This window comes from Flavobacterium rhamnosi, assembly GCF_048286515.1.
Classification (GTDB): Bacteria; Bacteroidota; Bacteroidia; order Flavobacteriales; family Flavobacteriaceae; genus Flavobacterium.
The window spans coordinates 73,894-97,346 of sequence record NZ_JBLVPS010000013.1 but is presented as its reverse complement, the minus strand read 5'-3'; the positions used below and the strand labels follow the sequence as shown (position 1 = coordinate 97,346).

Genomic DNA, 23,453 nt, shown 5'->3' with positions numbered 1-23,453 from the left:
GTTTAGCAAATATACAAAAACTTTAAACAAACAATTACATTCTGTCTACTAATTCACTAATAGAATCAAAAATGGATACTTTATCAGAAAGTTCTTCTCTATTAATAAATTCGACCAGTCTTCCGGCAAACCATAACTCTGTAGTATCATCTACCAATTCGGTGGTCATTTTAGCCACATATTCATTTATGGAATCTCTCTCGGGCTGAATGGTAAGATAGGAAACGAAAACAATAGAACTAAAATGCTTTTTTAAATCTTTCAGATTTTCTATCGGCATGCTCTCTCCTAAGTAGACGGATTTGTATCCATTTAAAAGAATTTCATAATTCAAATACATCAAACCTAATTCGTGTATTTCATTCATTGGAAGCGACAAAACAAACACCTTATCAAATTTTGTTTGTTTCAAAACCTGTAGTTTTTCAGTATTAACCAATAATTTCTGTTGGATTAAATAACTGATAAAATGCTCGTGTGCGGGAGTTATGGTCTCAGATTGCCATAATAAGCCTAATTCATTCAATAAAGGGATAAAAACCTGGTCAAATATTTCTTTGAAAGATCTTTCGGCGATTAACCAATTGTAAGTATTAAAAAACAAATCCTGATCAAAGTTCATCATTGCCATTTTAAAGGCACTCACGGCATGGTTTTTAGCATTTTTAGTGGAGATAATTTCCCTTACCAGTACTGGAATTTTGTCTTGAGGATAAGTAGCAATTTTTGATATTTTATAACCATAATCGTGCAACAAGGTAATATTCAAAAGCTTTTGCAAACTAGCCAAATCATACAGCCGAATGTTAGTATCCGTTCTCATGGGCTGAAGTATATCATATCTTTTCTCCCAGATTCGTATGGTATGTGCTTTTATTCCAGAAAGATTTTCAAGATCCTTTATACTGAATACGGTCTTTATATTGTTTATCATTTACGAAAATTTAATAAACAAATGTAAAATAAAATTTTCAGAAAATTTGAAATAATCTAAAAACTATTCTTTTATTCTAAAGTGACATTATCAAATGCATTTAATTTATCCAAATTCAAGATAGTCTTGGAACTATCAGTGCTTCTGAAGTACATCGGCTGGAATTTTGCACCATAAACAACCTCCTCAAATGTATACGATGTGCGAGTGGCAACGGTATTGCTAAACATATCATCGAAGGTTTTAATAAAAACAAGAATCTCACCGTTGACAGTACTAAAATCTTCTTTTGTAAAATTATAAAGCGGACTGTTTTCCGTTATGGGGTGAACCAAAGTCCAGCTTAAGGTCAACGCATTAATTTTATCCAATTCTAATTCCAAAGAATAGAATTTATTAGTCATTATACCATTTTCTTCAATGTTTATTCCTAGCGTTATTTTGGCCTCAGCATCAGTGAAATTAGTATTTTTAAAAGGCGTTGTTCTAATCATTAAGGCATTGATTTCTCCATAAGGCGCGATCAGGGCATTATGAGAAAACTTTAAAAAAGCGGTAGGCTTGCTGAAGCGCCCAAAGAATAAGCCCGTGGCGATGGCAAAACTCAACAAACCAAACAACGCTTCTGCAGCAGAAACCAGACTTGCCAAAAAACCTGAAGGACTAATATGGCCATAACCTACTGTGGTAAAAGTTTGCGCACTAAAAAAATAAGCCTGACCAAACTGCACCCAATTAGACCCCGACGGACTAATACCATCCAAATGTTCGATGCCTATCCCATAGTAAATCGTGGCGAATACAAAATTGATTCCAATATAGAATGACAAAATAATAAGCATAAATTTCCATATTGGCATATCAATCATAGTATGATACCAGCTGATGCGATGCAAAGCATGCATACCGCGCTTCTCAACATTGGCAGTTCCATTTTTATTGACAAAACGACCTCCGTAACTGTTGGCATTGGTTCCAAAACCAGTACTTTTATCTGCTTCCGCTTTTATATTTATACTTTTTAACAATGCCATTTTCTATTCATTAGTTAGAAAGTAAAAATAGCGAAAATCCTTTTATAAAAAAGAAAGCGATTAAACCTTTAAAACGAGTCTTTACTTCGACCAAAAACTTTTTTACCGCATAGTGCTTTCCTTTCCGGGCCCGTTCCAAAATTGCATATTTTACAATTAAACCAGAAACTATTTTAAGAAAAAATCTAATTATTAGCGAAAATTAGTTTCCCAAAACAAACCAAACAAGCTGAAAATCAGTACCTTTATGTTAAATTTTTCTTTATATTATATAAAACTATAGGTTATGTATAACGAGATCCTAAAAGATAGAATTGAAGCAGCTTTATTGCTTTCAGAAAAATTAGAAAAATATAAGGATAGCAATACAATTGTTCTTGCCGTTCCCAGAGGTGGAGTGCCTATCGGATCCCTAATTGCCAAAAGCCTCAATCTTCCACTAGACATTGTGCTCTCCAAAAAGATTGGGCATCCTTACAATAAGGAATTTGCCATAGGTGCCATATCAATGGACTCTATGATTATTGATGAGCATCCTGAAATTCCCAAGGAATATATAGAAGATAAAATAATCCAAATCCGGAAATTACTGCATAAAAAATACGAACTCTACATGGGTAATCGAGAACCTCTCGACATCAAAGGAAAAAATGTAATTCTCGTAGACGATGGTATAGCAACCGGAAATACCCTGTTAGCCAGCATAAGTATGTTGCGAAAAAGAAATCCTGCAAAAATAATTGTTGCAGTACCTGTATTACCTTACGATACGGTAAGTGTATTTGAAAAAAATGCGGATGAATTTGTCTACCTGATCGCTTCCAAATATTTTAGAGGAGTAGGCGGATTTTACGAAGACTTTAATCAGGTGGAAGATAAAGAAGTGATTAAGCTGTTAAGCGCTACAAGCCCCATTGAATAGAAATTCCAAATCTACTATTATTGTTTATTTTAAAAATGTAAATCAATTATGAAAAAATTAGACATGGATATCCCCTTGGCTTCTGTAACGTTGAAAGGGGATTTAGTGGTTCCTGAAAATGCAATAGGAATTGTTGTATTTTCTCACGGAAGCGGCAGTAGTAGGCTCAGCTCCCGAAACAGAATGGTAGCAGAACTTATTCAGCAACAAAAAATAGGCACTTTGCTGTTTGACTTACTAACGGAAGAGGAAGATCAAATTTATGAGAACCGTTTTAATATTGACTTACTGGTTAGCCGATTGATAGATACTACCCAATGGCTGATGGAAAACAAAAGTACAAAAAGTTTACCCCTAGCCTACTTTGGAGCAAGTACCGGAGCAGCATCAGCATTGCGTGCAGCGGCTTATTTTGGAAAAACCATAAAGGCCGTAGTATCACGTGGGGGCCGTCCTGATTTAGCCATGAACGGATTGCCACTAGTAGCGGCTCCTACGCTACTAATTGTCGGCGGCGAAGATGTTCCGGTTATCAGAATGAATAAAATGGCATATGATGAATTAGGATCCGTAAAAGAGATGAAAATAATTCCTGGAGCAACGCATCTGTTTGAAGAACCCGGAAAATTATTGGAAGTCGCCGAATTAGCAATTGTCTGGTACAAAAGATATTTCACAAAAAAAGAGGAGTAAAACCTGCTTAAAATAGCCGCAGATTAAACATTTTAATTTCTTACAAACTAAACTTTTAAATACAAAATATCATGGCAATAGTAAATACTTATATTACCTATAATGGAAATTGCGAAGAAGCATTCCTTTTTTACAAATCAGTTTTTGGCGGGGAATTCTCCTATTTTGGACGATTTAAAGATATGCCACTCGAAGAAGGCAAAACTTGTCCGCCTGGAGAAGCTGAAAAAATAATGCATGTTTCCTTACCCATTAGTAAAGAAACAGCTATAATGGGAAGTGACAGCTTTGAATCCTTTGGCGCTAAAACCATCTACGGGAATAATTTTTCACTTTCCATCGGTGCCGAAAGCAAAGAAGAAGCCGACAAACTCTTCCAAGCACTTTCCGCAGGAGGAAAAGTGGAAATGCCAATGGCAGATGCCTTTTGGGGCGGTTATTTCGGAACATTTACGGATAAATTTGGAGTGAATTGGATGGTTGATTTTGAAAAAAATCAAGGGGAATAAAAAGTAATCTTTACCTCTTTTCAACAGAAAATGGCACAATCAAAACTACTAAACGAAACAACCAAAAGTTAATCTTTGAAAATGAACAACTATAACGGAATAGCAATTGCCATCGCCTGGCCTGAATTTACCGGAAAACAGCCGGGGTCTTGGTACGATCTGCCTATGCGATGGTTCGGTCACAACAAAGACTTCCAATATAAAGTAGGACATGCTTCCTTGATATTAGTGGATGGCATCTCCGGCACCTGTTCTTATTTTGACTGTGGAAGATACCATGCTCCTTATCAGCATGGACGAATTCGGGATATTGCTACAGATGCGAATCTTGAAATCCATACCAAAGTCAATTTTTCCAATGCTAAAATAGCAAATATTAGAGAACTCTTGGAGGAAATACAGAACAACAAAACTACTTATGGTTTGGGACCACTATACGCTTCTTATTGTCCTGTAAATATTGACTCGGCCCGAACAAAGATAAAACGCCTGCAAAGTAAAGACGCGATTCCTTTTGGCCCATTTATAACTAACGGCATCAACTGTTGTCGGTTTGTAAGAAACGGAATTCTGGCAGGAGCACCTGCCTTAAAATACCGTTTCAAACTGCGCTATTTATGGCCTTTCAAACCCATGCCGATCACCAATATCAACTGTCTGCCAAATAAAATTATCATCCCGGAAAATAGTGGTACTGCTAATCCGCAAAAACAACACCATCACTCCACTGCAGTATACACCAAAGAAAACGTAAGAGGTACACTACCGGCTCCGGAAAAGCCTGAAAACATTTCCCTTGACAGTCAATGGCTGGGCGGTGAAGTTGCCGGCGGTTGGTTTTGGCTGAAACCAATTGATCAGGATTATTTGATAAATCGATATTCTTCAGAAGGTATTCAGGAATGTACTGGAAGATTCAGACTAGCCAACAATGCCTTATTCAATACCACAAGACCCTACTCCTTTACACATCTTTCACATTGCAGCAAAGTAACTATTGTTCAAGACAATAAACTATTAGAATTTTTAAAAGTGGAATGAACGGCATTTAGTACACTAAGGCTCTAAAATCATTTTTTCAATGCTAAACTACTTTCAGATACCCATCTCTCCGAAAATCACAAACCTTTCCCGGTTGAAAAGCGTAATACGGCAATGCAATCACAAGTGCTGCTAAAACAATCGCTTTTTTCCTTAAATTAGTTGCATTAAATAAATCCTATGAAAAAGCTAACCAAAGAAGATATCAGTCAGGAAGTATTTGACTTGTATGATGATTACGCGCATAATAAAATTGAAAGAAGGCAATTTATTGAAAGATTATCGTTGTTTGCGGTAGGAAGCCTTACACTTCCATCACTTCTTAGCTTTATGACGCCAAATTATCTGGATTCCATCTTAATCAAACCCGGTGATCCACGGTTGAAATCAGAACACATCACCTACAAATCGCCTAAAGGGGGAGGAAGTATAAAAGCACTTTTATCCCAACCAACCGGAACCAAAAAAAAAGTACCGGGTATCATTGTAGTACATGAAAATCGCGGACTGAATCCCTATATTGAAGATGTAGGGAGAAGAGCTGCTGTGGAAGGATTCATTACCCTGGCACCGGACGCCTTATCACCCCTGGGCGGTTATCCCGGAAATGATGACGCTGGAAGAGAATTACAAAAAAAACGCAGTCGTGAAGAAATGCTCGAAGACTTCATTGCAGCCTACGAATACCTAAAATGCCACAAGGATTGTAACGGCCAGGTAGGAGTTGTAGGATTTTGCTTTGGAGGCTGGATTGCTAATATGATGGCGGTCAGGGTTCCTACTTTATCAGCTTCCGTTCCGTATTACGGAGGACAGCCCACCGCTGAAGAAGCGGAGAAAATAAAAACGCCCATCATGGCGCATTACGCAGGTTTAGACACCCGAGTAAACGAGGGTTGGCCTGCTTTTGAAACAATACTCAAAAAGAACAAAGTAGAAAACATCGCTTATTTTTATTCTGGAGTCAATCATGGCTTTCACAACAACACAACACCCAGATACGATGAAGCGGCAGCAACTTTATCTTGGACCCGAACTATTGATTTTTTTAGGGAAAAACTCAAAAAGAAATAAATTCAGCACTTTATATAAATGAAGCCCCGTTTAAAAAGCCCCAAATAGTATCTAACTTTGGACTTTTTAAACGAGGCTTCTTTTAGTTTTATATTCTTAACTAAAGTTTATTTACTCAAATACATTTTTCTTCTAGAGTACAATTCATAAAACTGATCATCTTTCAAGTCATCAATAAACAAAATGCTTTCTCCTGTTGATTTCATTTCTGGTCCTAATGCTTTATTCACATTATGAAACTTGCTGAAAGAGAAAACCGGCTGCTTGATGGCAAAACCTTTTAATTGTGGGTTAAAAGTAAAGTCCGTTACTTTGTTATGACCTAACATTACTTTAGTCGCATAATTCACATAAGGCTCTCCGTATGCTTTTGCAATAAATGGAACCGTACGAGATGCTCTTGGATTCGCTTCAATAATGTAAACAATATCGTCTTTTATCGCAAACTGAATGTTGATTAAACCAACAGTTCTTAAAGCCAAGGCAATATTTTTAGTATGGTCTTTTATTTGTTGCATTACAAACTCTCCTAAGTTAAATGGAGGTAAAGTTGCGTTACTATCCCCAGAGTGCACTCCGCAAGGCTCGATGTGCTCCATAATCCCAATGATATACACATTCTCGCCATCACAAATCGCATCAGCCTCTGCTTCTATTGCACCATCCAAATAATGGTCTAAAAGCAATTTATTTCCTGGAATCGTTTTCAATAAATTAATAACGTGCTCTTCTAATTCTTGTTTGTTGATTACAATTTTCATTCCCTGACCACCCAAAACATAAGAAGGACGTATCAATAACGGGAAATCTAAAGTATCAGCCAAAGCTGCAGCTTCATCAGCAGTTTCAGCAATTCCAAATTGTGGAAAAGGAATTTTTAATTCGGTTAACAAATCAGAGAAACGTCCCCTGTCTTCGGCTAAATCCAAAGCATCAAAGCTGGTTCCTAAGATTTTCACACCGTATTTAGACAGTTTTTCGGCCAATTTCAAGGCAGTTTGCCCTCCTAATTGTACGATAACGCCTTCTGGTTTCTCATGTTGAATAATATCATAAATATGTTCCCAGAAAACAGGTTCGAAATACAATTTATCAGCAGTATCAAAATCAGTCGAAACTGTTTCAGGATTACAGTTGATCATGATTGTTTCGTAGCCACATTCTTTGGCAGCAAGCACACCGTGAACACAAGAATAATCAAATTCGATTCCTTGTCCAATTCTATTTGGGCCTGACCCAAGAACAATTATTTTCTTTTTATCCGTTACAATACTTTCATTATCAACGTAACGTTCTCCGTTCGCTTTTTCAATTTCAGCTTCAAAAGTTGAATAGTAATACGGTGTTTTCGCTTTGAACTCAGCAGCACAGGTATCAACCAATTTAAATACACGATTGATGTTCATTGTAGTACGTAACGTATGTACTTCACTTTCTAAGCAGCCCACCATGTGTGCGATTTGTCTGTCGGCAAAACCTTTCTGTTTCGCTTCCAACAACAATTCTCTTGGTAAAGATTCTACTTTATAATTTGAAATTTCTTTTTCTAAAGTATAAAGTTCTTCGTATTGTTTCAGGAACCACATATCAATTTTAGTGATTTCATGAATGCGGCTCAATGGAATTCCCATTGCGATAGCATCATAAATCACAAAAACACGATCCCAACTTGCAAAGGTCAGTTTTTCGATAATTTGTTCGTAGTTTTTATATCCTTTTCCGTCCGCACCTAAACCATTTCTTTTGATTTCTAATGATTGCGTCGCTTTGTGTAACGCTTCCTGGAATGAACGTCCAATTCCCATTACTTCCCCAACCGATTTCATTTGAAGACCCAAAGTTCTGTCAGCTCCTTCAAATTTATCAAAGTTCCAACGTGGAATTTTCACAATTACATAATCCAAAGTTGGCTCGAATAAAGCCGAAGTGGATTTGGTAATTTGATTTTGCAATTCATCCAGGTTGTAACCCAACGCTAACTTAGAAGCAATTTTTGCAATAGGATAACCTGTTGCTTTTGATGCCAAAGCGGATGAACGAGATACACGAGGATTGATTTCAATTGCTACAATGTCTTCTTTATCATCCGGCGAAACGGCAAACTGCACGTTACAACCTCCAGCAAAATTTCCGATGCTGCGCATCATCAGGATTGCCATGTCACGCATTTTTTGAAAAGTCGGATCAGATAATGTCATTGCAGGCGCAACCGTGATTGAATCTCCGGTATGAATTCCCATTGGATCCATATTTTCGATAGAACAAATAATTACGACATTATCGTTTTTATCTCTCAAAAGTTCCAATTCATATTCTTTCCAACCCATTAAAGCCTTATCAATTAAGACTTCATGAATTGGTGATGCTTCTAAACCTCTGGTTAAAAGATCATCAAAATCTTCTTTTTTATAAACAATAGCAGCTCCGGTTCCACCTAAAGTAAATGAAGGACGGATTACTAATGGGAAACCAAATTCCTGAGCAATTTCTTTTCCTTGTAAGTAAGAAGTAGCTGTTTTTGCTGGCGCAGCAGGAATTCCTATTCTTTCAAGCAGTTGCTTGAACTGCTCTCTGTCTTCGGTGATATTAATGGCATTGACGTCAACCCCGATTAATCGTACACCAAAATCAGCCCAAATTCCTTTTTCATCAGCTTCCAGACACAGGTTCAACGCAGTTTGTCCACCCATAGTAGGCAAAACGGCATCGATTTGAGGATGTGCTTTAAGGATTTCAATAATTGATTTAGTCGTTAATGGTTTCAAGTAAACATGATCGGCCATAGTTGGGTCGGTCATAATCGTAGCCGGATTGGAGTTGATTAGAATCACTTCAATTCCTTCTTCACGAATAGAGCGTGCTGATTGTGATCCTGCATAATCAAATTCGCATGCTTGACCAATAACAATTGGGCCTGAACCTATTATTAAAACTGATTTTATGGATGTGTCTTTTGGCATTGTATGGTATTATTGTGTTGTAGTTATTTTTTTTTCAAAGTTAAAGTTACTCAACTTTAGCCCCTTAGCATTAAATCTTAACATTTTTTAACGATGAGGTATAAAAAAAGGCGATACTAAAAAAAGTAACGCCTTATTTATGTTTATACAAACATTATTTTTTGTGTCTTGGTTCGCTAGAAACAGTCAATTTATGTCTTCCTTTAGCTCTTCTACGCGCAAGAACTTTTCTTCCATTAGCAGAAGCCATTCTGTCCATAAATCCGTGCTTATTTCTTCTTTTTCTTTTCGATGGTTGAAACGTTCTTTTGCTCATTGCTTTGTATCTTTAAAATCTTATTTATATGTCTTCCTATTTTTGAATAACTGTTATTCTAAAACCGAGTGCAAATATACAAAGACTTTTTTTTCTCACAAGCAGTTTTGTAAAAATATTTTCAATTCATTTTACTATATTTGTGATCTTAAAATAAACACACTATGTTTCACAGAAATATTAAACTTATTATCGCCGGACTTATTATCGTTACTGGCATTTGGCAATTCACGGAAAGCAATATCGGGAACGGAATATTCCTAATATTATTAAGTGCAATTCCTATTTTTCTTTACTTCAAAAACGAATTCATCTTATTAGCCTTCTTAAAATTAAGAAAACAGGATTTTGAAGGTGCTAAAAAATGGCTGGCTTACATCAAAAACCCTGAAACAGCTTTGATAAGAAAACAACAGGGATACTTTAATTACTTACACGGAATCATGCTTTCGCAAACGAATATCAATCAGGCAGAGAAATATTTCAAGAAAGCGATTGAGTTAGGATTATCAATGGATATGGATTTGGCTGTAGCCAAATTAAATTTAGCCGGAGTTGCCATGACACGTCGCCGAAAATTAGAAGCTACTTCCCTATTGAATGAAGCTAAAAAATTAGACAAACAGAATATGTTGAAAGATCAGATTACAATGATGAAAGAACAAATGAAGAAAATATAACGTATTCAACTATTGAAAAAGGGTCAAATGATAAACATTTGACCCTTTTTTTTTACTCTCAGATTAATATCCTTTTAACGGAATTTCAATTTGATATTTCTTACCTGTATCATTTAACAGTTTTGTTTCCCTAAGCCAGGGATTGTGAATTTTCAAAATCTTATAGTTAATCCCTTGACTTTTTGCAAAACTGGCCAAATCTGTAATAGCGCTGTCAATTTCGATTTTTCGAGTGGGCAAAGCTCCGTATAAATCTTCAGGAGCAATGGTAAAACCATATTTTACGGGATTCTCCATAATCTCTTTCAACGCTAAAATTCTAAAAACATAACGAGACGTTTCTTCGGTAAGCAACAAATCATAATAATTTGACACTTTTTGAATATCAATTTGTTTATTCACACCTCCCATTCCTCCGTTATAAGAAGCTGCCGCCAAGGTCCAGCTTCCAAATTTTCCTTTGGCACTCAAAAAATAACTGCAAGCCGCCTGCGTTGATTTTTCCAAATCATAGCGCTGATCTACATTTTCAGTGACTTCCATGCCGCGCTCTTTAGCCGTATCAGGCATGAATTGCCAAATTCCTCTTGCTCCTGCCGGCGAAACCACATTCACCAATCCACTCTCTATGACTGCCAAATATTTAAAATCATCCGGAATACCGTTCCTTTTTAAAATAGGCTCAATTACAGGAAAAGCACGATTCGCTCTTTTAATAGCCAAAATAGTAGAGGCATGAAGATTTACATTTACCAGCAATTCTCTATCCAGGCGCTCTTTAACATCTGATATTCTCAGTGGCGTTTCTTCGCCTGCAAAGTCCAACTTCACAGGAAAATCACCAGCAATTTCCTTTTTTAAATCTTTTTCTTCTGTCGGATTTTTAGTAGCAAAAATAAATACACCGCTCGCAAAAATCACGGTAAGGGTTAAGGCAACTTTATTAATTAATTTCATCTTTTCTTTTTTATGCCTTTCATAATATTTACAAAAGTGCGTTTACTTCTTTTCTGTCCCCAATATAATGGAAGGCAAATTCTCATTCAACCATTTGTACTTATTCAAAATCATAATATGAGTCCCTCCTTTTACAACGACACAATTTTTAATATATTTTATAGGAAAAACATCATCGACCTCTCCGTGAATATGAATTACATTCTCGTCAATAACGGTCCTGTCCCACAAAACCACCTGTTCAACTGCCCAATTCAGATAGCCAATATCCCGAACCGAAAGAAATTTTTCATAGAGTTTCAATCTTTGGTTCACTTTTTCTCCAAATGAAAATTTAGCCAGACTTTCGATATTTGCAATCAGGCTCATAGGAATCAGTTTATAAGCCTTAGTCGTTTTTGCGATTTTCAGTCTCCTTGGAAATTCCAAATTACTTCTTACACTCGAAATGATAATAACTTTCTGGGCATCAACATATTTTGCCATTTCCTGAACCAAAATGCCACCAAAAGAAACGCCGATTAAAACCGGATTCTTATGTTTAATTTTCTGCGTAATTCGTTTGGCATAATCCGTTAAAGACTCATTATTCATTGGTATCTCCCATTCTAACAACACTATTTCAAAAGTGTCTTCTGCAAGCACGATGCGCTCAAAAATGGCAGTACTCGACGCTAATCCTGGCATTAGATAAACAGGGATTTTACTCATAATTGTTTTAACGATTTTATAACAGCTATCCGTTTTTTTATAGCGAATTTTGTATAAAATTAATTTTTTTATCGGAAACTAGCGGAATTACCACCTTATATTATCAATAATTTATGACTACACAACTATTTGAAGCAAACACAAGAGGCAAAGCAGATTTTGGTTGGCTTAAGGCCAATTTCTCTTTTTCGTTTGGAAATTATTACAATCCCGAGCGCTTGCAATTTGGAATGTTGCGCGTTTTAAATGACGACACCATCGCAGGGGGAACAGGCTTTGGCACGCATCCACACGCCAACATGGAAATCATTACAATTCCACTTGAAGGCGGATTGAAACATCGTGACAGCATGGGAAATGAAGGCATAATTCGTTTTGGAGAGGTGCAGGTGATGAGTGCCGGAACCGGAGTAGAACATTCTGAAATGAATGCCAGCCAGCAAGACGAGGCTAAAACATTACAATTATGGGTATTCCCTGACAAAGAAGGAGTTACACCCAGATACGCCCAGAAATCATTTGATATTGAGAATCAAATCAATACCTTTGTAAATATTGTTTCGCCAAAAGACAATAATGACGGAAATGCGCTTTGGGTTTACCAGAAGACCTTTTTTTATTTAGGAATTTTCGACAGCAACACCACTACGACGTATGAAGTTAAAATTCCGAAGAACGGAGTTTACTTATTTTTGATAGAAGGCGAAATAGAAGTTGACAATCATGTTTTGAAGGCAAGAGATGCCATGGGGATAATTGATTTTGATCTATTTGAAATCAGGATTAAAACCAAATCAAAAATACTTTTGGTAGAAGTACCGATGAATCACAGTTAAAATACTATGGACGCACCAATCACGATGGAAATCAAAGACAATACTTTTGCAAGACAATTTGAAACTGAAGTGAAAGAAGGTTTACTTTCTGTTGAATATTCGTTTCAGGAGAAAAAAATATTTTTGACAAAAATCAATACTCCTGAAGCATTCGATGACCAGGAATTTATTTCTGATTTTCTCAAAAACATTATGGAAATAGCGATAGAACGAAAATTTAAAGTTGTTCCAATCCTTCCTAAAATAGTCCTGTTTTTCAAGAAAAACCCTATCTACAAAGAGTTACTTCCTCCCGGAATCAGACTATAAAAAAAGGGGCAGCTCAGTGCTATGAACTGCCACTTTTTTTAGTTTCCAAACTATAATTTCAATAGCTGCATTAATTTCTATCTCTACGAGTTGGAGTAGTACCTCGAGGTGCAGCTTGACGATTCATTGGCGCACTTGGAGCCGGACGAGTTGTTGGACGGGCTCCTTCCATCGACTGCCGTCTTGTTGGCGCATTAGGAGCCGGACGAGTTGCCGGACGGACTCCATCTATCGGCTGGCGTCTTGTTGGCGCATTAGGCTGACCTGGACGAGTTGTTGACGGCATTCTATCGCGACCTCCCTCTATAGACTGACGTCTCAGTGGTGCATTAGGTCGTACCGAACGAGTTTCCGGCGCCTGGCGAGTTCTTGTACGGCGCTCTGGAAATGCCTCACGGGTCCTTGGAAGAACGGTTCCTTCCGGTCTTCTATAATTTCTTCCCTGATAGGTTTCTCTATAAGAATCATTCACCCTGTTTCTTCTTACTATTGGAGAACTGGTCCTTCTGGAATGATAATACGAATGTGCGTGAGGATATCTTATATAACCGACTCTGCGATAGAAATAATTGCTATAATAATGACGATGATATCCCCAATAATTATAATAATAAATAGGAGACCATGGACGCCAGTAAGACGGATAGTACCCCCAACGCCACGGAGATATGTAAATTGCAAATGAAGGTGATAACAAATGAACAATTATTGGCCAATCATTAACATACAAGATACCATTCCAATAATTTCCCGTGTGCATCCTCTCATAACCCAAATAACCCGGATTTGGAGTTAAATCATCTCCTGCCGAAGGTTCTACAATATAATCTCTACCATACAATTCTTCGTCTCCTATAATTTGAACAACAGCTCTTCCATATCGGTTTTTATTGACTTCTATAACAGCAACATCCTGATCTTCTACACTATTTATCGCTACGCGAAGCACAATGGAATAAGAATCACCATCTCTATAGCTAATTACTCGGATGTAATCTATAAAATTGTCATTATTCAAATCAAGATTATTGATATTTTCACCTTTACTATTAATCGCTCTTTCAAATTCCTCTACTGTTTTTGATTTTTGAAAAATATCCAATACAGCATACAGATTTAGGTTGTCGCCTGGCAAACCTAAAGCTACAGGTTCGTTCTCTATCTGAGAAAACAGAGGTAAACTTAACAAACAGGTTGTTAAGAACACAAAGGATAAAATTAACTTTTTCATGATTTCAAATTTTATGCATTGATACCCAATTCCAACACAAGGTACAAAAAAAATAAACCCAATCTACTCACTACAAGCTCTTTAGCCTATTTACAGTACAAGAAATAAAACTGCAAAAAGCGTTCCCAAATTGCCAAAAAATGAATATTTATTTTCAAAACTTGAATTGAAGCAAACCAAACTATACGGCATAAAAAAAAGGCATACGTTATTGTATACCTTTATCATTTAATAGGAAACCTGTTTATAAAAACCCTATTTCTCTATCTCTCTCATACTGTCCATTTTTTTATGTGCCAAGAAACCAGCAATATCTTCAAAATGTTCTACTACTCTTTTGTTTCCAAATTCAAACACTTTAGTGGCTAATCCATCCAAGAAATCCCTATCGTGAGAAACCAAAATTAACGTTCCGTCAAAATCACGCAACGCATCTTTGATAATATCTTTCGTTTTCATATCCAAGTGATTCGACGGCTCATCAAGAATCAACAAATTCACGGGTTCCAATAATAGTTTTATCATTGCCAAACGCGTTTTCTCTCCACCAGAAAGCACTTTTACTTTTTTGGTAACATCATCACCCTGAAACATGAAAGCGCCTAAAATATCTTTAATTTTAGTTCGAACATCACCCACGGCAATATCGTCAATGGTCTCAAAGATCGTCGCATTTTCATCTAATAAAGCCGCTTGGTTTTGCGCAAAATAACCGATTTGTGCGTTATGACCAATTTCCAAACTTCCGCCATTTATTTCAATTTCTTTCATAATAGCTTTAATCATGGTCGATTTTCCTTCGCCATTTTTCCCTACGAAAGCTACTTTTTCCCCTCTTTCAATGACCATATTTGCATTGGAAAAGACCACATGATCTCCGTACGATTTTGACAGATCCTTTACAATTACCGGATATTGTCCGGAACGAGCGGCAGGTGGAAATTTTAGTTTCAAAGCCGAAGTATCCACTTCATCAACCTGGACAATAACAAGCTTTTCTAACATCTTAACACGGGACTGAACAGCATCCGTTTTAGAAAAAGTACCTTTAAAACGATCTATAAAAGTCCTGTTATCAGCAATCATACGCTGTTGTTCATCGTATGCTTTTTGCTGGTGCACGCGTCTGTCTTTTCTTAATTCAAGATAATGGGAATATTTTGCTTTATAATCATAAATACGCCCCATTGTAACTTCGATTGTACGATTGGTAATATTATCTACAAAAGCCCTATCGTGAGAAATAACTACAACCGCTTTTGCTGAATTAATCAAGAAATCCTCTAACCATTGAATACTTTCAATATCCATGTGATTGGTAGGCTCATCCAGTAAAATTAAGTCTGGTTTTTGCAAAAGGATTTTAGCAAGTTCAATTCGCATTCTCCATCCTCCGGAGAATTCTGAAGTTTGACGGCTAAAATCTTCGCGAACAAACCCCAAACCGATAAGAATTTTTTCAACTTCCGCTTCATAATTCACCTCTTCTATAGCATAGAATTTTTCACTCAGATCAGAAACCCTTTCAATCAGTTTCATATAGGCATCACTCTCATAATCCGTACGAATGGTCAATTGCTCATTGATTTCATCGATTTCAGCTTTCATACTAAAAATCTCACCGAAAGCTTTAGACGTTTCTTCCATCACAGTTGCACCATCCGTAGTCAATAAATGCTGCGGCAAATAAGCAACAACAGCATCTTTTGGCGCCGAAATATTTCCCGTAGAAGGTTTGCTTTGTCCCGCAATAATTTTAAGAAGGGTTGATTTTCCTGCTCCATTCTTACCCATTAGGGCAATTTTATCATTTTCATTTATAGCAAAAGAAACATCGCTAAAAAGTGTCGTGCCTCCAAATTGCACGGAGATATCGTTAACTGTAATCATTTGGATTATAAGATTTTTAGATAATTAGCTTATCAGATTTTAAAAATGCAAAGATAGATTAATTAGGGAATTGGGCAATTTGAAAAAGGGACAAACAGTAATTATTCTTTCGAACAACTGTTTATCCCTTTTTGAAGCTATTATCATTCCTATTGAAAAGAACTCTTGTATTATAATTCTTGGTTCTACTGCGTTTTTGTAAAACGACAGCAACCTATTCAGGTGTACCAATTCTAATCTGAGAAGTTTAACTACATTATTCTTTTCTCCACTTTTTAGTTTCCTCAAAAACATGTTCTAATATCGCAGCTTCCTTTTCATCAAATTCAACATTTCTGCGGGCCATTACTAGTCGCGCAGTTTCAAAAGCTTTTTTGGTGAGGTAAGTCGTAAAACCGGAAGCACCACCCCAAGAAAAACTAGGCACAAAATTGCGAGGAAATCCACTTCCAAAAATATTAGCGCTTACACCCACTACGGTACCTGTGTTGAACATTGTATTAATACCGCATTTACTGTGGTCCCCCATCATCAATCCACAAAACTGAAGTCCGGTTTTTGCAAAACCTTCGGTTTCATAGCTCCACAATTTCACTTCTTCGTAATTGTTTTTTAAGTTGGAATTATTACTGTCGGCGCCAATATTGCACCATTCACCAACAACAGAATTGCCTAAAAACCCGTCATGTCCTTTATTGGAATATCCAAACAATACCGAATTATTAACCTCACCGCCTATTCTGGAATACGGGCCAACAGTTGTTGCTCCATATATTTTGGCCGCCATTTTTACAGTTGCATTATCGCATAAAGCAAACGGACCTCTGATTACAGATCCTTCCATAATCTCTGAATCTTTACCTATATATATAGGACCTTTAGATGCATTTAAGGTAACGAACTCTAATTTTGCCCCTTCTTCTATGAAAATATTTTCCCCTGCTATAACATTGACACTTTTGGGAATGGGTTGTGACTTTCTATCTTCAGTTAAAAACTCAAAATCCTCTCGTATTGCAGCATCATTTTTGGAAAAAATATCCCAAGTATGCTCTACCGTTAAGCACTCCTCTTCATATTCTATAATTTCATACGTATCAAAATCTACTTCTTCCTGATTTTCATCCGTAAAGAAGGCAATTACTTCATCTCCTTTAAAAATAGCCTGATTCGACTCCAGATTACTGACCATTTCGGCCAAAACATCGTTAGGCAGAAAAGAAGCATTTATCATTACATTTTCTTCTAATTCTACCATTGGAAATTTCTCTGACAGGTACTCTTCTGTCAATGTAGTGGTAGTGGAACCCAAACGCATTTCCCATTTTTGACGAATAGTCATTATCCCAATAAGAATATCGGCAACTGGACGCGTAAAAGTAAAAGGCAATAATGCATTTCGTGACGGACCATCAAAAAGTATATAATTCATTTAATAAGGATTCAAAGTTATAGGATTCAAAGTTACAAAGTTTTCAAATAACTAAACTAAAAAAAAAGCCTCCCGATAAGGAAGGCTTTATTGTATTTAAAAACAAATTAAAATTATTTAACGTGTTTAGCGTATTTAGTTTTGAATTTATCAATACGTCCTGCAGTATCGATAAGTTTAGATTTACCTGTGTAAAAAGGGTGAGAAGTTCTAGAGATCTCCATTTTTACAACTGGGTATTCAACACCATCAACTGTTAATGTTTCTCTTGTATCTGCAGTAGATTTAGTAATAAAAACTTCGTCATTTGACATGTCTTTAAATGCAACTAATCTGTAATTTTCTGGGTGAATTCCTTTTTTCATCTTGTTAATCTTTTTTATTTGTTAATTATAACTTGTCTTGAAGCTTTTCTTCTAACAGAAAAGGTATAAACTCATTACAACTTTTTGTTTTACAATATTATTTTGAGTTTGCAAATTTACAATTTTTTTCCAATAATCAAATCTTTGGATCACTTTTTTTATATAATCGTAAAAAGCGATTTTTATCTTTGAATATATTGGGAATTGCTATATTTGTGGATTAATAAATAAACAACTACAAATGGTAAATGAAATTATAAAAAGAAACGGAATAACCTTTGGGGTAATATCCGGAATTATTTCTGCATTAGTGACAACTTCAATTTATGCAATTGATTTAAATCTTTTTACCTCCTGGTGGGTAGGAGTTTTAATCCTTACCATTTACCTTATAATAGGTATAGTTTTACTTTCAAAAACCAAAAAAGAAGTAAATGGTATTTTTTCTTTTAAAGATGCTTTTACCACTTATTTTATATGTGCCGTAGTTGGAATCTTAATTTCAACTTTTTTTAATATTATTTTATTCAACGTTATTGATCCTGCTGCTAAAGATACATTAAGAGAGCTGACCATAAAATACACTGTCAGCATGATGCAAAAATTTGGCACGCCTGCATCGGCAATAAATGAAGCAATTGCAAAGCTTAAGGAAAACGATCCTTATTCTGTTATCGAATTGCTAAAAGGCTCTGTATTCAGCATTGTTTTCAGTTCCATTTTTGGTCTGATAATGGCCGCATTCTTCAAGAGCAAACCTTCATCACAAGAATAACAGTAATGAATTTATCTATACTCATACCGCTTCTCAACGAAGAGGAATCACTTAAGGAACTTTATACCTGGATCATTAAAGTGATGCAATCCAATAATTACTCGTATGAAATCATTTTTCTGGATGACGGAAGCACGGATAATTCCTGGAATATTATCGAAGAATTTGCGCATGAAAATCCTCATGTAAAAGGGATTCGTTTCATGAAAAATTTCGGAAAATCACAAGCGTTGCATGCCGGTTTTGCAAAAGCACTAGGGGATGTAATTATCACCATGGATGCTGACTTACAGGACAGTCCCGAAGAAATTCCGGGATTATATGAAATGATTATTAATGGGAAATACGATTTGGTTTCCGGTTGGAAAAAAAAGCGTTACGATTCAGTGGTTGCCAAAAATTTACCTTCCAAATTATTTAATTGGGCTGCCAGAAAGACATCGGGAGTTGAATTGAATGATTTTAATTGTGGGCTAAAAGCATACAAGAATGTTGTAGTGAAAAACATTGAAGTTTCGGGTGAAATGCACCGTTACATTCCGGTTTTGGCAAAAAATGCCGGTTTTGGAAAAATCGGTGAAAAAGTAGTACAGCATCAGGCCAGAAAATATGGAGAAACCAAATTTGGGATGGAGCGTTTCATCAATGGCTTTCTGGATTTGATTACTATTTGGTTTCTTTCCCGATTTGGAAAAAGACCGATGCATTTATTCGGTGCGATAGGATCGCTAATGTTCATTATTGGTTTTATGCTTGCCGGCTATATTGGTATTTCAAAACTTTACCACATGTACAATGACATGCGTTATAATCTGGTAACTAACAATCCTTGGTTTTACATTGCTCTAACCACAATGGTATTGGGAACGCAATTATTTTTGGCTGGATTTCTTGGCGAAATCATTTTGCGAACTAAAAACAATGAAGAGCGCTATAAAGTTTCACGTGAGGTTAATTTTTTATAAATTAAACTACTAACCAATTTAGCATCAAAAGGTTTGTGTAAAAACTACTAGCGCTGCTAAAAGCGGCATCCTTTTTCTATTTAAGAAAAATACACAAGGGATCGCAGAAAGTAGCCCACAAAAATAAAAGTAATCATAATTATATTTAAATTTCAGACTAAGAATTTAAAAACTAAAAAACATATAAAATGGATATCAAACAAAACATTTTGGATGCAGTAAATGAATGGCTTACTCCAACATTTGACACAGAAACACAGGAAGCTATTAAGGAATTGATGACTACATCACCTAAGGATCTAGAAGAAAGTTTTTATAAAAATCTTGAATTTGGAACTGGCGGAATGCGTGGTGTGATGGGCGTAGGAAACAATCGCATCAATAAATACACACTTGGAAAAAGTACGCAGGGACTTTCAGATTATTTGCATACAGCCTTTCCAAATCAGCCTTTGAAAGCGGTTATAGCGTACGATTGTCGTCATAATAGTAATACACTGGCCAAAGTAGTTGCGGATGTTTTCTCTGCAAACGGTATTCAGGTTTATTTATTTTCGGATTTACGACCAACTCCGGAATTGTCATTTGCACTTAAATATTTAGGTTGCCAATGCGGAATTGTTCTTACCGCTTCTCACAATCCACCAGAATATAATGGTTATAAGGTATATTGGGAAGATGGCGGGCAAATTGTTCCACCAGAAGATGAAGGGATCATCAACGTAATTGAAAATTTAAATTACAATCAAATAAAGTTTACGGCTAATGAGGATTTGATACAGTATATTGATACAGAAGTGGATCAGGCTTTTATCAAATCATCGATAGACAATGCCAGTTTTAACACACCGGCTGCAGCCAAAGAGAATCTAAATATTGTTTTCACTTCATTGCACGGAACTTCCATAACATTAGTTCCCGATACATTATCTCAAGCGGGCTATACGAATGTTCATATTGTACCGGAACAAGCAGTGCCAAACGGTGATTTCCCAACCGTAAAATCTCCAAATCCTGAAGAGCCTGAAGCATTAGCAATGGCATTAGCATTGGCTGATAAAACAAATTCAGATATCGTTATTGGTACTGATCCAGACTGTGACCGTTTGGGAATTGCTGTGCGCAATAACCAAGGACAAATGACTTTGTTAAACGGAAATCAGACCATGATTTTGATGACTGCCTTCTTATTGGAAGAATGGAAAAAAGCAGGGAAAATTGACGGCAAGCAATTCGTTGGTTCAACTATTGTTTCAACTCCTATGATTATGGAATTAGCTACAGCTTATGGCGTTGAATGCAAAGTAGGTCTGACTGGTTTTAAATGGATTGCCAAAATGATTAAAGACTTCCCTGAACTGAAATTCATTGGTGGTGGTGAAGAAAGTTTTGGATACATGGTAGGCGATGCGGTTCGTGATAAAGATGCTGTTGCAGCTACTTTACTGATTTGCGAAGTAGCCGCTCAGGCCAAAGCTAAAGGAAGCACCGTATATAAAGAACTTCTTAAACTCTATGTAGCGCACGGATTTTACAAAGAACACTTAATTTCTATCACTAAAAAAGGAATGGAAGGTTTAGCTGAAATCAATCAGATGATGGTGACTTTGCGTGAAAATCCTTTGAAAGAAATTAACGGGCAAAGAGTAATTATGTTAGAAGATTACAAGTCATCCGTTGCAAAAAACCTACTTAGCGGCGAAGAAGAAAAGATGAATATGCCCAAAGCGGATGTTTTAATTTACTACACCGAAGACGGCTCTAAAATTTGTGCCAGACCAAGCGGTACAGAACCGAAAATAAAATTCTACATCAGTGTGAATACCGAATTGGATGCTGTCGAGAATTTCTCTAAAGTAGAGGCTGTTTTGAATGAAAAAATAAAAAATATTATTATTGCAATGCAATTGAACTAATGGACAAAAGCTTATTAAAACTAATTCCTTACACAAAACCTTATAAGTCTCATATTATCTGGAATGTAGTATACAACATTTTGTATGCCTTGTTTAGCACTATTTCTATGCTGACACTTCTTCCTGTGCTTGAAGTGCTTTTTGGTAAAACCAAAACAATAGATAAAGCACCTGTATATTCTGGAATTGGGGATATAAAGCAGTTTGCTTCGGATTTTATGTATTATAAAATTTCAGAATTAACAAAGGAAAACAGTATTCAAATTGCGCTGTTGTTTGTTGTATTAACGGTTATTACAACATTCTTATTCAAAAATTTATTCAATTATCTCGCTTCGCACCACATCATGCATTTAAAAAATGGGGTGTTACGGGATTTGAGAAAATCCATGTATAATAAAATAATAGAATTGCCCATTTCCTATTATTCTGAGAAAAGAAAAGGAGACATTATGGCTCGAATGCTTGGCGATGTCAATGAAGTACAAAATTCCTTTTTTTCTATTTTAGAGCTTGTCGTAAAAGAGCCCTTAACTATTGTTTTTGCATTAGTTACCATGTTTTTCATAAGCACAAAATTAACTTTATTTGTTTTGATTTTCATACCAATATCGGGATTAATCATTTCAAAAATTGCTAAAAATTTACGCGCAAAATCATTGCAGGCACAAAAAGAAAGCGGATTCCTTATTTCTATTGTAGATGAAAGTCTGGGTGGTTTGAAAGTTATAAAAAGTTACAATGCAGAAACTAATTTCAAAAGCAGATTTAACGATTCTGTAACCCGACTGTTAAATTTATCAAACAGTATTGGAAATAAAAACAATTTAGCAACACCATTAAGCGAATTTCTGGGAATAACAACAATTGCAGTCCTGCTTTGGTATGGCGGAAATTTGGTGTTAGTCGAAAAAACGCTGGATGGCTCTGCTTTTATCGTTTATCTCACGCTGGCCTTCAATATCCTTACACCGGCTAAAGCCATCTCTAAAGCTTCCTATTCCGTTAAAAATGGGCTAGCAGCTGCAGAACGGGTTTTTGAAGTTTTAGAAGTTGAAAACGAAATCACTTCAAAAGAAAATGCCATTGATAAAAAAACTTTTGATTCCGCAGTAACAATTAAAAACATCAACTTTAAATACGAAGATGAACCCGTTCTGAAAGACTTTACTCTTGAAGTAAAAAAAGGGCAAACAGTAGCTCTTGTTGGACAATCCGGGAGTGGAAAAAGCACAATCGCCAATTTGCTTACGCGTTTTTATGATGTAAATGAAGGAACAATTTGTATTGATGGAATTGACATCAAAGACATGAATATTCATTCGCTTCGTGATTTAATGGGATTGGTAACGCAAGACAGTATTTTATTTAATGATACCATCAAAGCAAATATTTCTTTAGGCAAATTAGATGCTACCGATGCTGAAATAATCGAAGCGCTAAAAATTGCAAATGCCTATGAATTTGTAAAAGATCTACCGCTGGGGATCCACACCAACATTGGCGACAGCGGAAACAAACTTTCCGGTGGTCAAAAACAACGCTTGTCTATTGCGCGTGCGGTTTTGAAAAACCCTCCGATTATGATTTTGGATGAAGCCACCTCAGCATTGGATACCGAAAGTGAAAAATTTGTTCAAATAGCTTTAGAAAACATGATGCACAACAGGACTTCTATTGTAATTGCGCACCGTTTGTCCACTATTCAAAAAGCCGATTTAATTGTGGTGATGAAAAAAGGAAAAATTGTAGAACAGGGCAAACATGAAGAACTGATTGCTTTGGATGGCACCTATAATAAATTGGTTACGATGCAATCATTTGAATAATGGCTTAAGGATGTAGATTTTTGATTTTAGGTCATCAGGAAAATGTTTAAATTATTTTAATTTTTTAAATCTAA

The 23,453-nt window shown here is 36.1% G+C and carries 22 protein-coding genes; 12 read left to right on the top strand and 10 right to left on the bottom strand.

Translation table 11 applies throughout. From position 1 onward, the window contains the following. Positions 1-34: 34 nt before the first annotated feature. Positions 35-934 (bottom strand): MerR family transcriptional regulator, encoded by a 900-nt coding sequence (locus tag ACNQGN_RS11935; RefSeq protein ID WP_417988058.1) that lies wholly within the window; start codon positions 932-934, stop codon positions 35-37. A gap of 71 nt (positions 935-1,005) precedes the next feature. Further along, a complete protein-coding gene (locus tag ACNQGN_RS11930) occupies positions 1,006-1,968 on the bottom strand; it encodes an ion channel (RefSeq protein WP_417988057.1) in 963 nt (320 codons plus the stop codon). Between the two features lie 286 nt (positions 1,969-2,254). Between ACNQGN_RS11930 and ACNQGN_RS11925 the strand changes: the two genes are divergently transcribed. The 5 genes from ACNQGN_RS11925 (at position 2,255) to ACNQGN_RS11905 (ending at position 6,207) form a co-directional block, all read left to right on the top strand. Next, positions 2,255-2,890, top strand: a complete 636-nt coding sequence (locus ACNQGN_RS11925) for a phosphoribosyltransferase (protein ID WP_417988056.1) — start codon at positions 2,255-2,257, stop codon at positions 2,888-2,890. 48 nt (positions 2,891-2,938) lie between these two features. After that, positions 2,939-3,583, top strand: a complete 645-nt coding sequence (locus tag ACNQGN_RS11920) for a dienelactone hydrolase family protein (RefSeq protein WP_417988055.1) — start codon at positions 2,939-2,941, stop codon at positions 3,581-3,583. A gap of 71 nt (positions 3,584-3,654) precedes the next feature. Then, a complete protein-coding gene (locus ACNQGN_RS11915) occupies positions 3,655-4,092 on the top strand; it encodes a VOC family protein (RefSeq protein WP_417988054.1) in 438 nt (145 codons plus the stop codon). Between the two features lie 81 nt (positions 4,093-4,173). Further along, the gene (locus ACNQGN_RS11910; protein ID WP_417988053.1) at positions 4,174-5,133 is read left to right on the top strand and encodes a DUF6695 family protein; all 960 of its coding nucleotides are present in this window, start codon (positions 4,174-4,176) and stop codon (positions 5,131-5,133) included. A gap of 180 nt (positions 5,134-5,313) precedes the next feature. Then, positions 5,314-6,207 carry a dienelactone hydrolase family protein gene (locus tag ACNQGN_RS11905; protein ID WP_417988052.1) on the top strand — a complete coding sequence of 298 codons (894 nt, stop codon included), beginning with the start codon at positions 5,314-5,316 and terminating at the stop codon, positions 6,205-6,207. Between the two features lie 107 nt (positions 6,208-6,314). Here the strand turns inward: ACNQGN_RS11905 and carB are convergent, their stop codons facing one another. Continuing rightward, positions 6,315-9,167 carry a carbamoyl-phosphate synthase large subunit gene (carB, locus tag ACNQGN_RS11900; RefSeq protein WP_417988051.1) on the bottom strand — a complete coding sequence of 951 codons (2,853 nt, stop codon included), beginning with the start codon at positions 9,165-9,167 and terminating at the stop codon, positions 6,315-6,317. A gap of 154 nt (positions 9,168-9,321) precedes the next feature. Further along, positions 9,322-9,483, bottom strand: coding sequence for a 50S ribosomal protein L34 (rpmH, locus tag ACNQGN_RS11895; protein ID WP_008464848.1), 162 nt, complete (start codon positions 9,481-9,483; stop codon positions 9,322-9,324). A gap of 164 nt (positions 9,484-9,647) precedes the next feature. On the opposite strand from rpmH, the gene ACNQGN_RS11890 reads away from it, so the two are divergent. Next, a complete protein-coding gene (locus tag ACNQGN_RS11890) occupies positions 9,648-10,163 on the top strand; it encodes a DUF2892 domain-containing protein (RefSeq protein ID WP_417988050.1) in 516 nt (171 codons plus the stop codon). A 63-nt stretch (positions 10,164-10,226) separates the two neighbouring features. Here the strand turns inward: ACNQGN_RS11890 and ACNQGN_RS11885 are convergent, their stop codons facing one another. After that, a complete protein-coding gene (locus ACNQGN_RS11885; RefSeq protein ID WP_417988049.1) occupies positions 10,227-11,120 on the bottom strand; it encodes a lytic transglycosylase domain-containing protein in 894 nt (297 codons plus the stop codon). A 42-nt stretch (positions 11,121-11,162) separates the two neighbouring features. Continuing rightward, on the bottom strand, positions 11,163-11,831 hold the full coding sequence (locus ACNQGN_RS11880) for an alpha/beta hydrolase family protein (RefSeq protein ID WP_417988048.1): 669 nt from the start codon (positions 11,829-11,831) through the stop codon (positions 11,163-11,165). A gap of 113 nt (positions 11,832-11,944) precedes the next feature. On the opposite strand from ACNQGN_RS11880, the gene ACNQGN_RS11875 reads away from it, so the two are divergent. Continuing rightward, entirely contained in the window at positions 11,945-12,667 is a 723-nt protein-coding gene (locus ACNQGN_RS11875; RefSeq protein ID WP_417988047.1) for a pirin family protein, read from the top strand. Between the two features lie 24 nt (positions 12,668-12,691). Then, positions 12,692-12,976, top strand: a complete 285-nt coding sequence (locus tag ACNQGN_RS11870; RefSeq protein ID WP_417988089.1) for a GNAT family N-acetyltransferase — start codon at positions 12,692-12,694, stop codon at positions 12,974-12,976. Between the two features lie 70 nt (positions 12,977-13,046). Here the strand turns inward: ACNQGN_RS11870 and ACNQGN_RS11865 are convergent, their stop codons facing one another. From ACNQGN_RS11865 to ACNQGN_RS11850, 4 genes are all read right to left on the bottom strand, one after another. Continuing rightward, the gene (locus ACNQGN_RS11865) at positions 13,047-14,207 is read right to left on the bottom strand and encodes a hypothetical protein (RefSeq protein WP_417988046.1); all 1,161 of its coding nucleotides are present in this window, start codon (positions 14,205-14,207) and stop codon (positions 13,047-13,049) included. Positions 14,208-14,462: 255 nt separating this feature from the next. Beyond that, positions 14,463-16,097, bottom strand: a complete 1,635-nt coding sequence (locus ACNQGN_RS11860) for an ABC-F family ATP-binding cassette domain-containing protein (RefSeq protein ID WP_417988045.1) — start codon at positions 16,095-16,097, stop codon at positions 14,463-14,465. Positions 16,098-16,353: 256 nt separating this feature from the next. Then, positions 16,354-17,529: a GlmU family protein gene (locus ACNQGN_RS11855; protein WP_417988044.1), complete on the bottom strand. Its 1,176-nt coding sequence runs from the start codon at positions 17,527-17,529 to the stop codon at positions 16,354-16,356. A 113-nt stretch (positions 17,530-17,642) separates the two neighbouring features. Beyond that, a complete protein-coding gene (locus ACNQGN_RS11850; RefSeq protein ID WP_039109118.1) occupies positions 17,643-17,894 on the bottom strand; it encodes a type B 50S ribosomal protein L31 in 252 nt (83 codons plus the stop codon). Positions 17,895-18,135: 241 nt separating this feature from the next. On the opposite strand from ACNQGN_RS11850, the gene ACNQGN_RS11845 reads away from it, so the two are divergent. The 4 genes from ACNQGN_RS11845 (at position 18,136) to ACNQGN_RS11830 (ending at position 23,379) form a co-directional block, all read left to right on the top strand. Continuing rightward, complete coding sequence (locus ACNQGN_RS11845; protein WP_417988043.1) at positions 18,136-18,669, top strand: DUF4199 domain-containing protein; 534 nt, start codon at positions 18,136-18,138, stop codon at positions 18,667-18,669. Between the two features lie 5 nt (positions 18,670-18,674). Continuing rightward, positions 18,675-19,634 (top strand): glycosyltransferase family 2 protein, encoded by a 960-nt coding sequence (locus tag ACNQGN_RS11840; protein WP_417988042.1) that lies wholly within the window; start codon positions 18,675-18,677, stop codon positions 19,632-19,634. Positions 19,635-19,822: 188 nt separating this feature from the next. Continuing rightward, on the top strand, positions 19,823-21,550 hold the full coding sequence (locus tag ACNQGN_RS11835) for a phospho-sugar mutase (protein ID WP_417988041.1): 1,728 nt from the start codon (positions 19,823-19,825) through the stop codon (positions 21,548-21,550). After that, a complete protein-coding gene (locus ACNQGN_RS11830; protein WP_417988040.1) occupies positions 21,550-23,379 on the top strand; it encodes an ABC transporter ATP-binding protein in 1,830 nt (609 codons plus the stop codon). Before ACNQGN_RS11835 ends, ACNQGN_RS11830 begins: the two co-directional genes overlap by 1 nt. Positions 23,380-23,453 lie beyond the last annotated feature (74 nt).

What these genes read in the sequence shown, in the direction of transcription:
- ACNQGN_RS11920 (WP_417988055.1), top strand. Translation starts at nt 2,939, where the DNA reads ATGAAAAAATTAGACATGGATATCCCCTTGGCTTCTGTAACGTTGAAA.
- ACNQGN_RS11845 (WP_417988043.1), top strand. Translation starts at nt 18,136, where the DNA reads ATGGTAAATGAAATTATAAAAAGAAACGGAATAACCTTTGGGGTAATA.
- ACNQGN_RS11875 (WP_417988047.1), top strand. Translation starts at nt 11,945, where the DNA reads ATGACTACACAACTATTTGAAGCAAACACAAGAGGCAAAGCAGATTTT.
- ACNQGN_RS11910 (WP_417988053.1), top strand. Translation starts at nt 4,174, where the DNA reads ATGAACAACTATAACGGAATAGCAATTGCCATCGCCTGGCCTGAATTT.
- carB (WP_417988051.1), bottom strand. Translation starts at nt 9,167, where the DNA reads ATGCCAAAAGACACATCCATAAAATCAGTTTTAATAATAGGTTCAGGC.
- ACNQGN_RS11880 (WP_417988048.1), bottom strand. Translation starts at nt 11,831, where the DNA reads ATGAGTAAAATCCCTGTTTATCTAATGCCAGGATTAGCGTCGAGTACT.
- ACNQGN_RS11930 (WP_417988057.1), bottom strand. Translation starts at nt 1,968, where the DNA reads ATGGCATTGTTAAAAAGTATAAATATAAAAGCGGAAGCAGATAAAAGT.
- rpmH (WP_008464848.1), bottom strand. Translation starts at nt 9,483, where the DNA reads ATGAGCAAAAGAACGTTTCAACCATCGAAAAGAAAAAGAAGAAATAAG.
- ACNQGN_RS11855 (WP_417988044.1), bottom strand. Translation starts at nt 17,529, where the DNA reads ATGAATTATATACTTTTTGATGGTCCGTCACGAAATGCATTATTGCCT.
- ACNQGN_RS11935 (WP_417988058.1), bottom strand. Translation starts at nt 934, where the DNA reads ATGATAAACAATATAAAGACCGTATTCAGTATAAAGGATCTTGAAAAT.
- ACNQGN_RS11905 (WP_417988052.1), top strand. Translation starts at nt 5,314, where the DNA reads ATGAAAAAGCTAACCAAAGAAGATATCAGTCAGGAAGTATTTGACTTG.
- ACNQGN_RS11830 (WP_417988040.1), top strand. Translation starts at nt 21,550, where the DNA reads ATGGACAAAAGCTTATTAAAACTAATTCCTTACACAAAACCTTATAAG.
- ACNQGN_RS11925 (WP_417988056.1), top strand. Translation starts at nt 2,255, where the DNA reads ATGTATAACGAGATCCTAAAAGATAGAATTGAAGCAGCTTTATTGCTT.
- ACNQGN_RS11865 (WP_417988046.1), bottom strand. Translation starts at nt 14,207, where the DNA reads ATGAAAAAGTTAATTTTATCCTTTGTGTTCTTAACAACCTGTTTGTTA.
- ACNQGN_RS11890 (WP_417988050.1), top strand. Translation starts at nt 9,648, where the DNA reads ATGTTTCACAGAAATATTAAACTTATTATCGCCGGACTTATTATCGTT.
- ACNQGN_RS11840 (WP_417988042.1), top strand. Translation starts at nt 18,675, where the DNA reads ATGAATTTATCTATACTCATACCGCTTCTCAACGAAGAGGAATCACTT.
- ACNQGN_RS11835 (WP_417988041.1), top strand. Translation starts at nt 19,823, where the DNA reads ATGGATATCAAACAAAACATTTTGGATGCAGTAAATGAATGGCTTACT.
- ACNQGN_RS11915 (WP_417988054.1), top strand. Translation starts at nt 3,655, where the DNA reads ATGGCAATAGTAAATACTTATATTACCTATAATGGAAATTGCGAAGAA.
- ACNQGN_RS11850 (WP_039109118.1), bottom strand. Translation starts at nt 17,894, where the DNA reads ATGAAAAAAGGAATTCACCCAGAAAATTACAGATTAGTTGCATTTAAA.
- ACNQGN_RS11860 (WP_417988045.1), bottom strand. Translation starts at nt 16,097, where the DNA reads ATGATTACAGTTAACGATATCTCCGTGCAATTTGGAGGCACGACACTT.
- ACNQGN_RS11870 (WP_417988089.1), top strand. Translation starts at nt 12,692, where the DNA reads ATGGAAATCAAAGACAATACTTTTGCAAGACAATTTGAAACTGAAGTG.
- ACNQGN_RS11885 (WP_417988049.1), bottom strand. Translation starts at nt 11,120, where the DNA reads ATGAAATTAATTAATAAAGTTGCCTTAACCCTTACCGTGATTTTTGCG.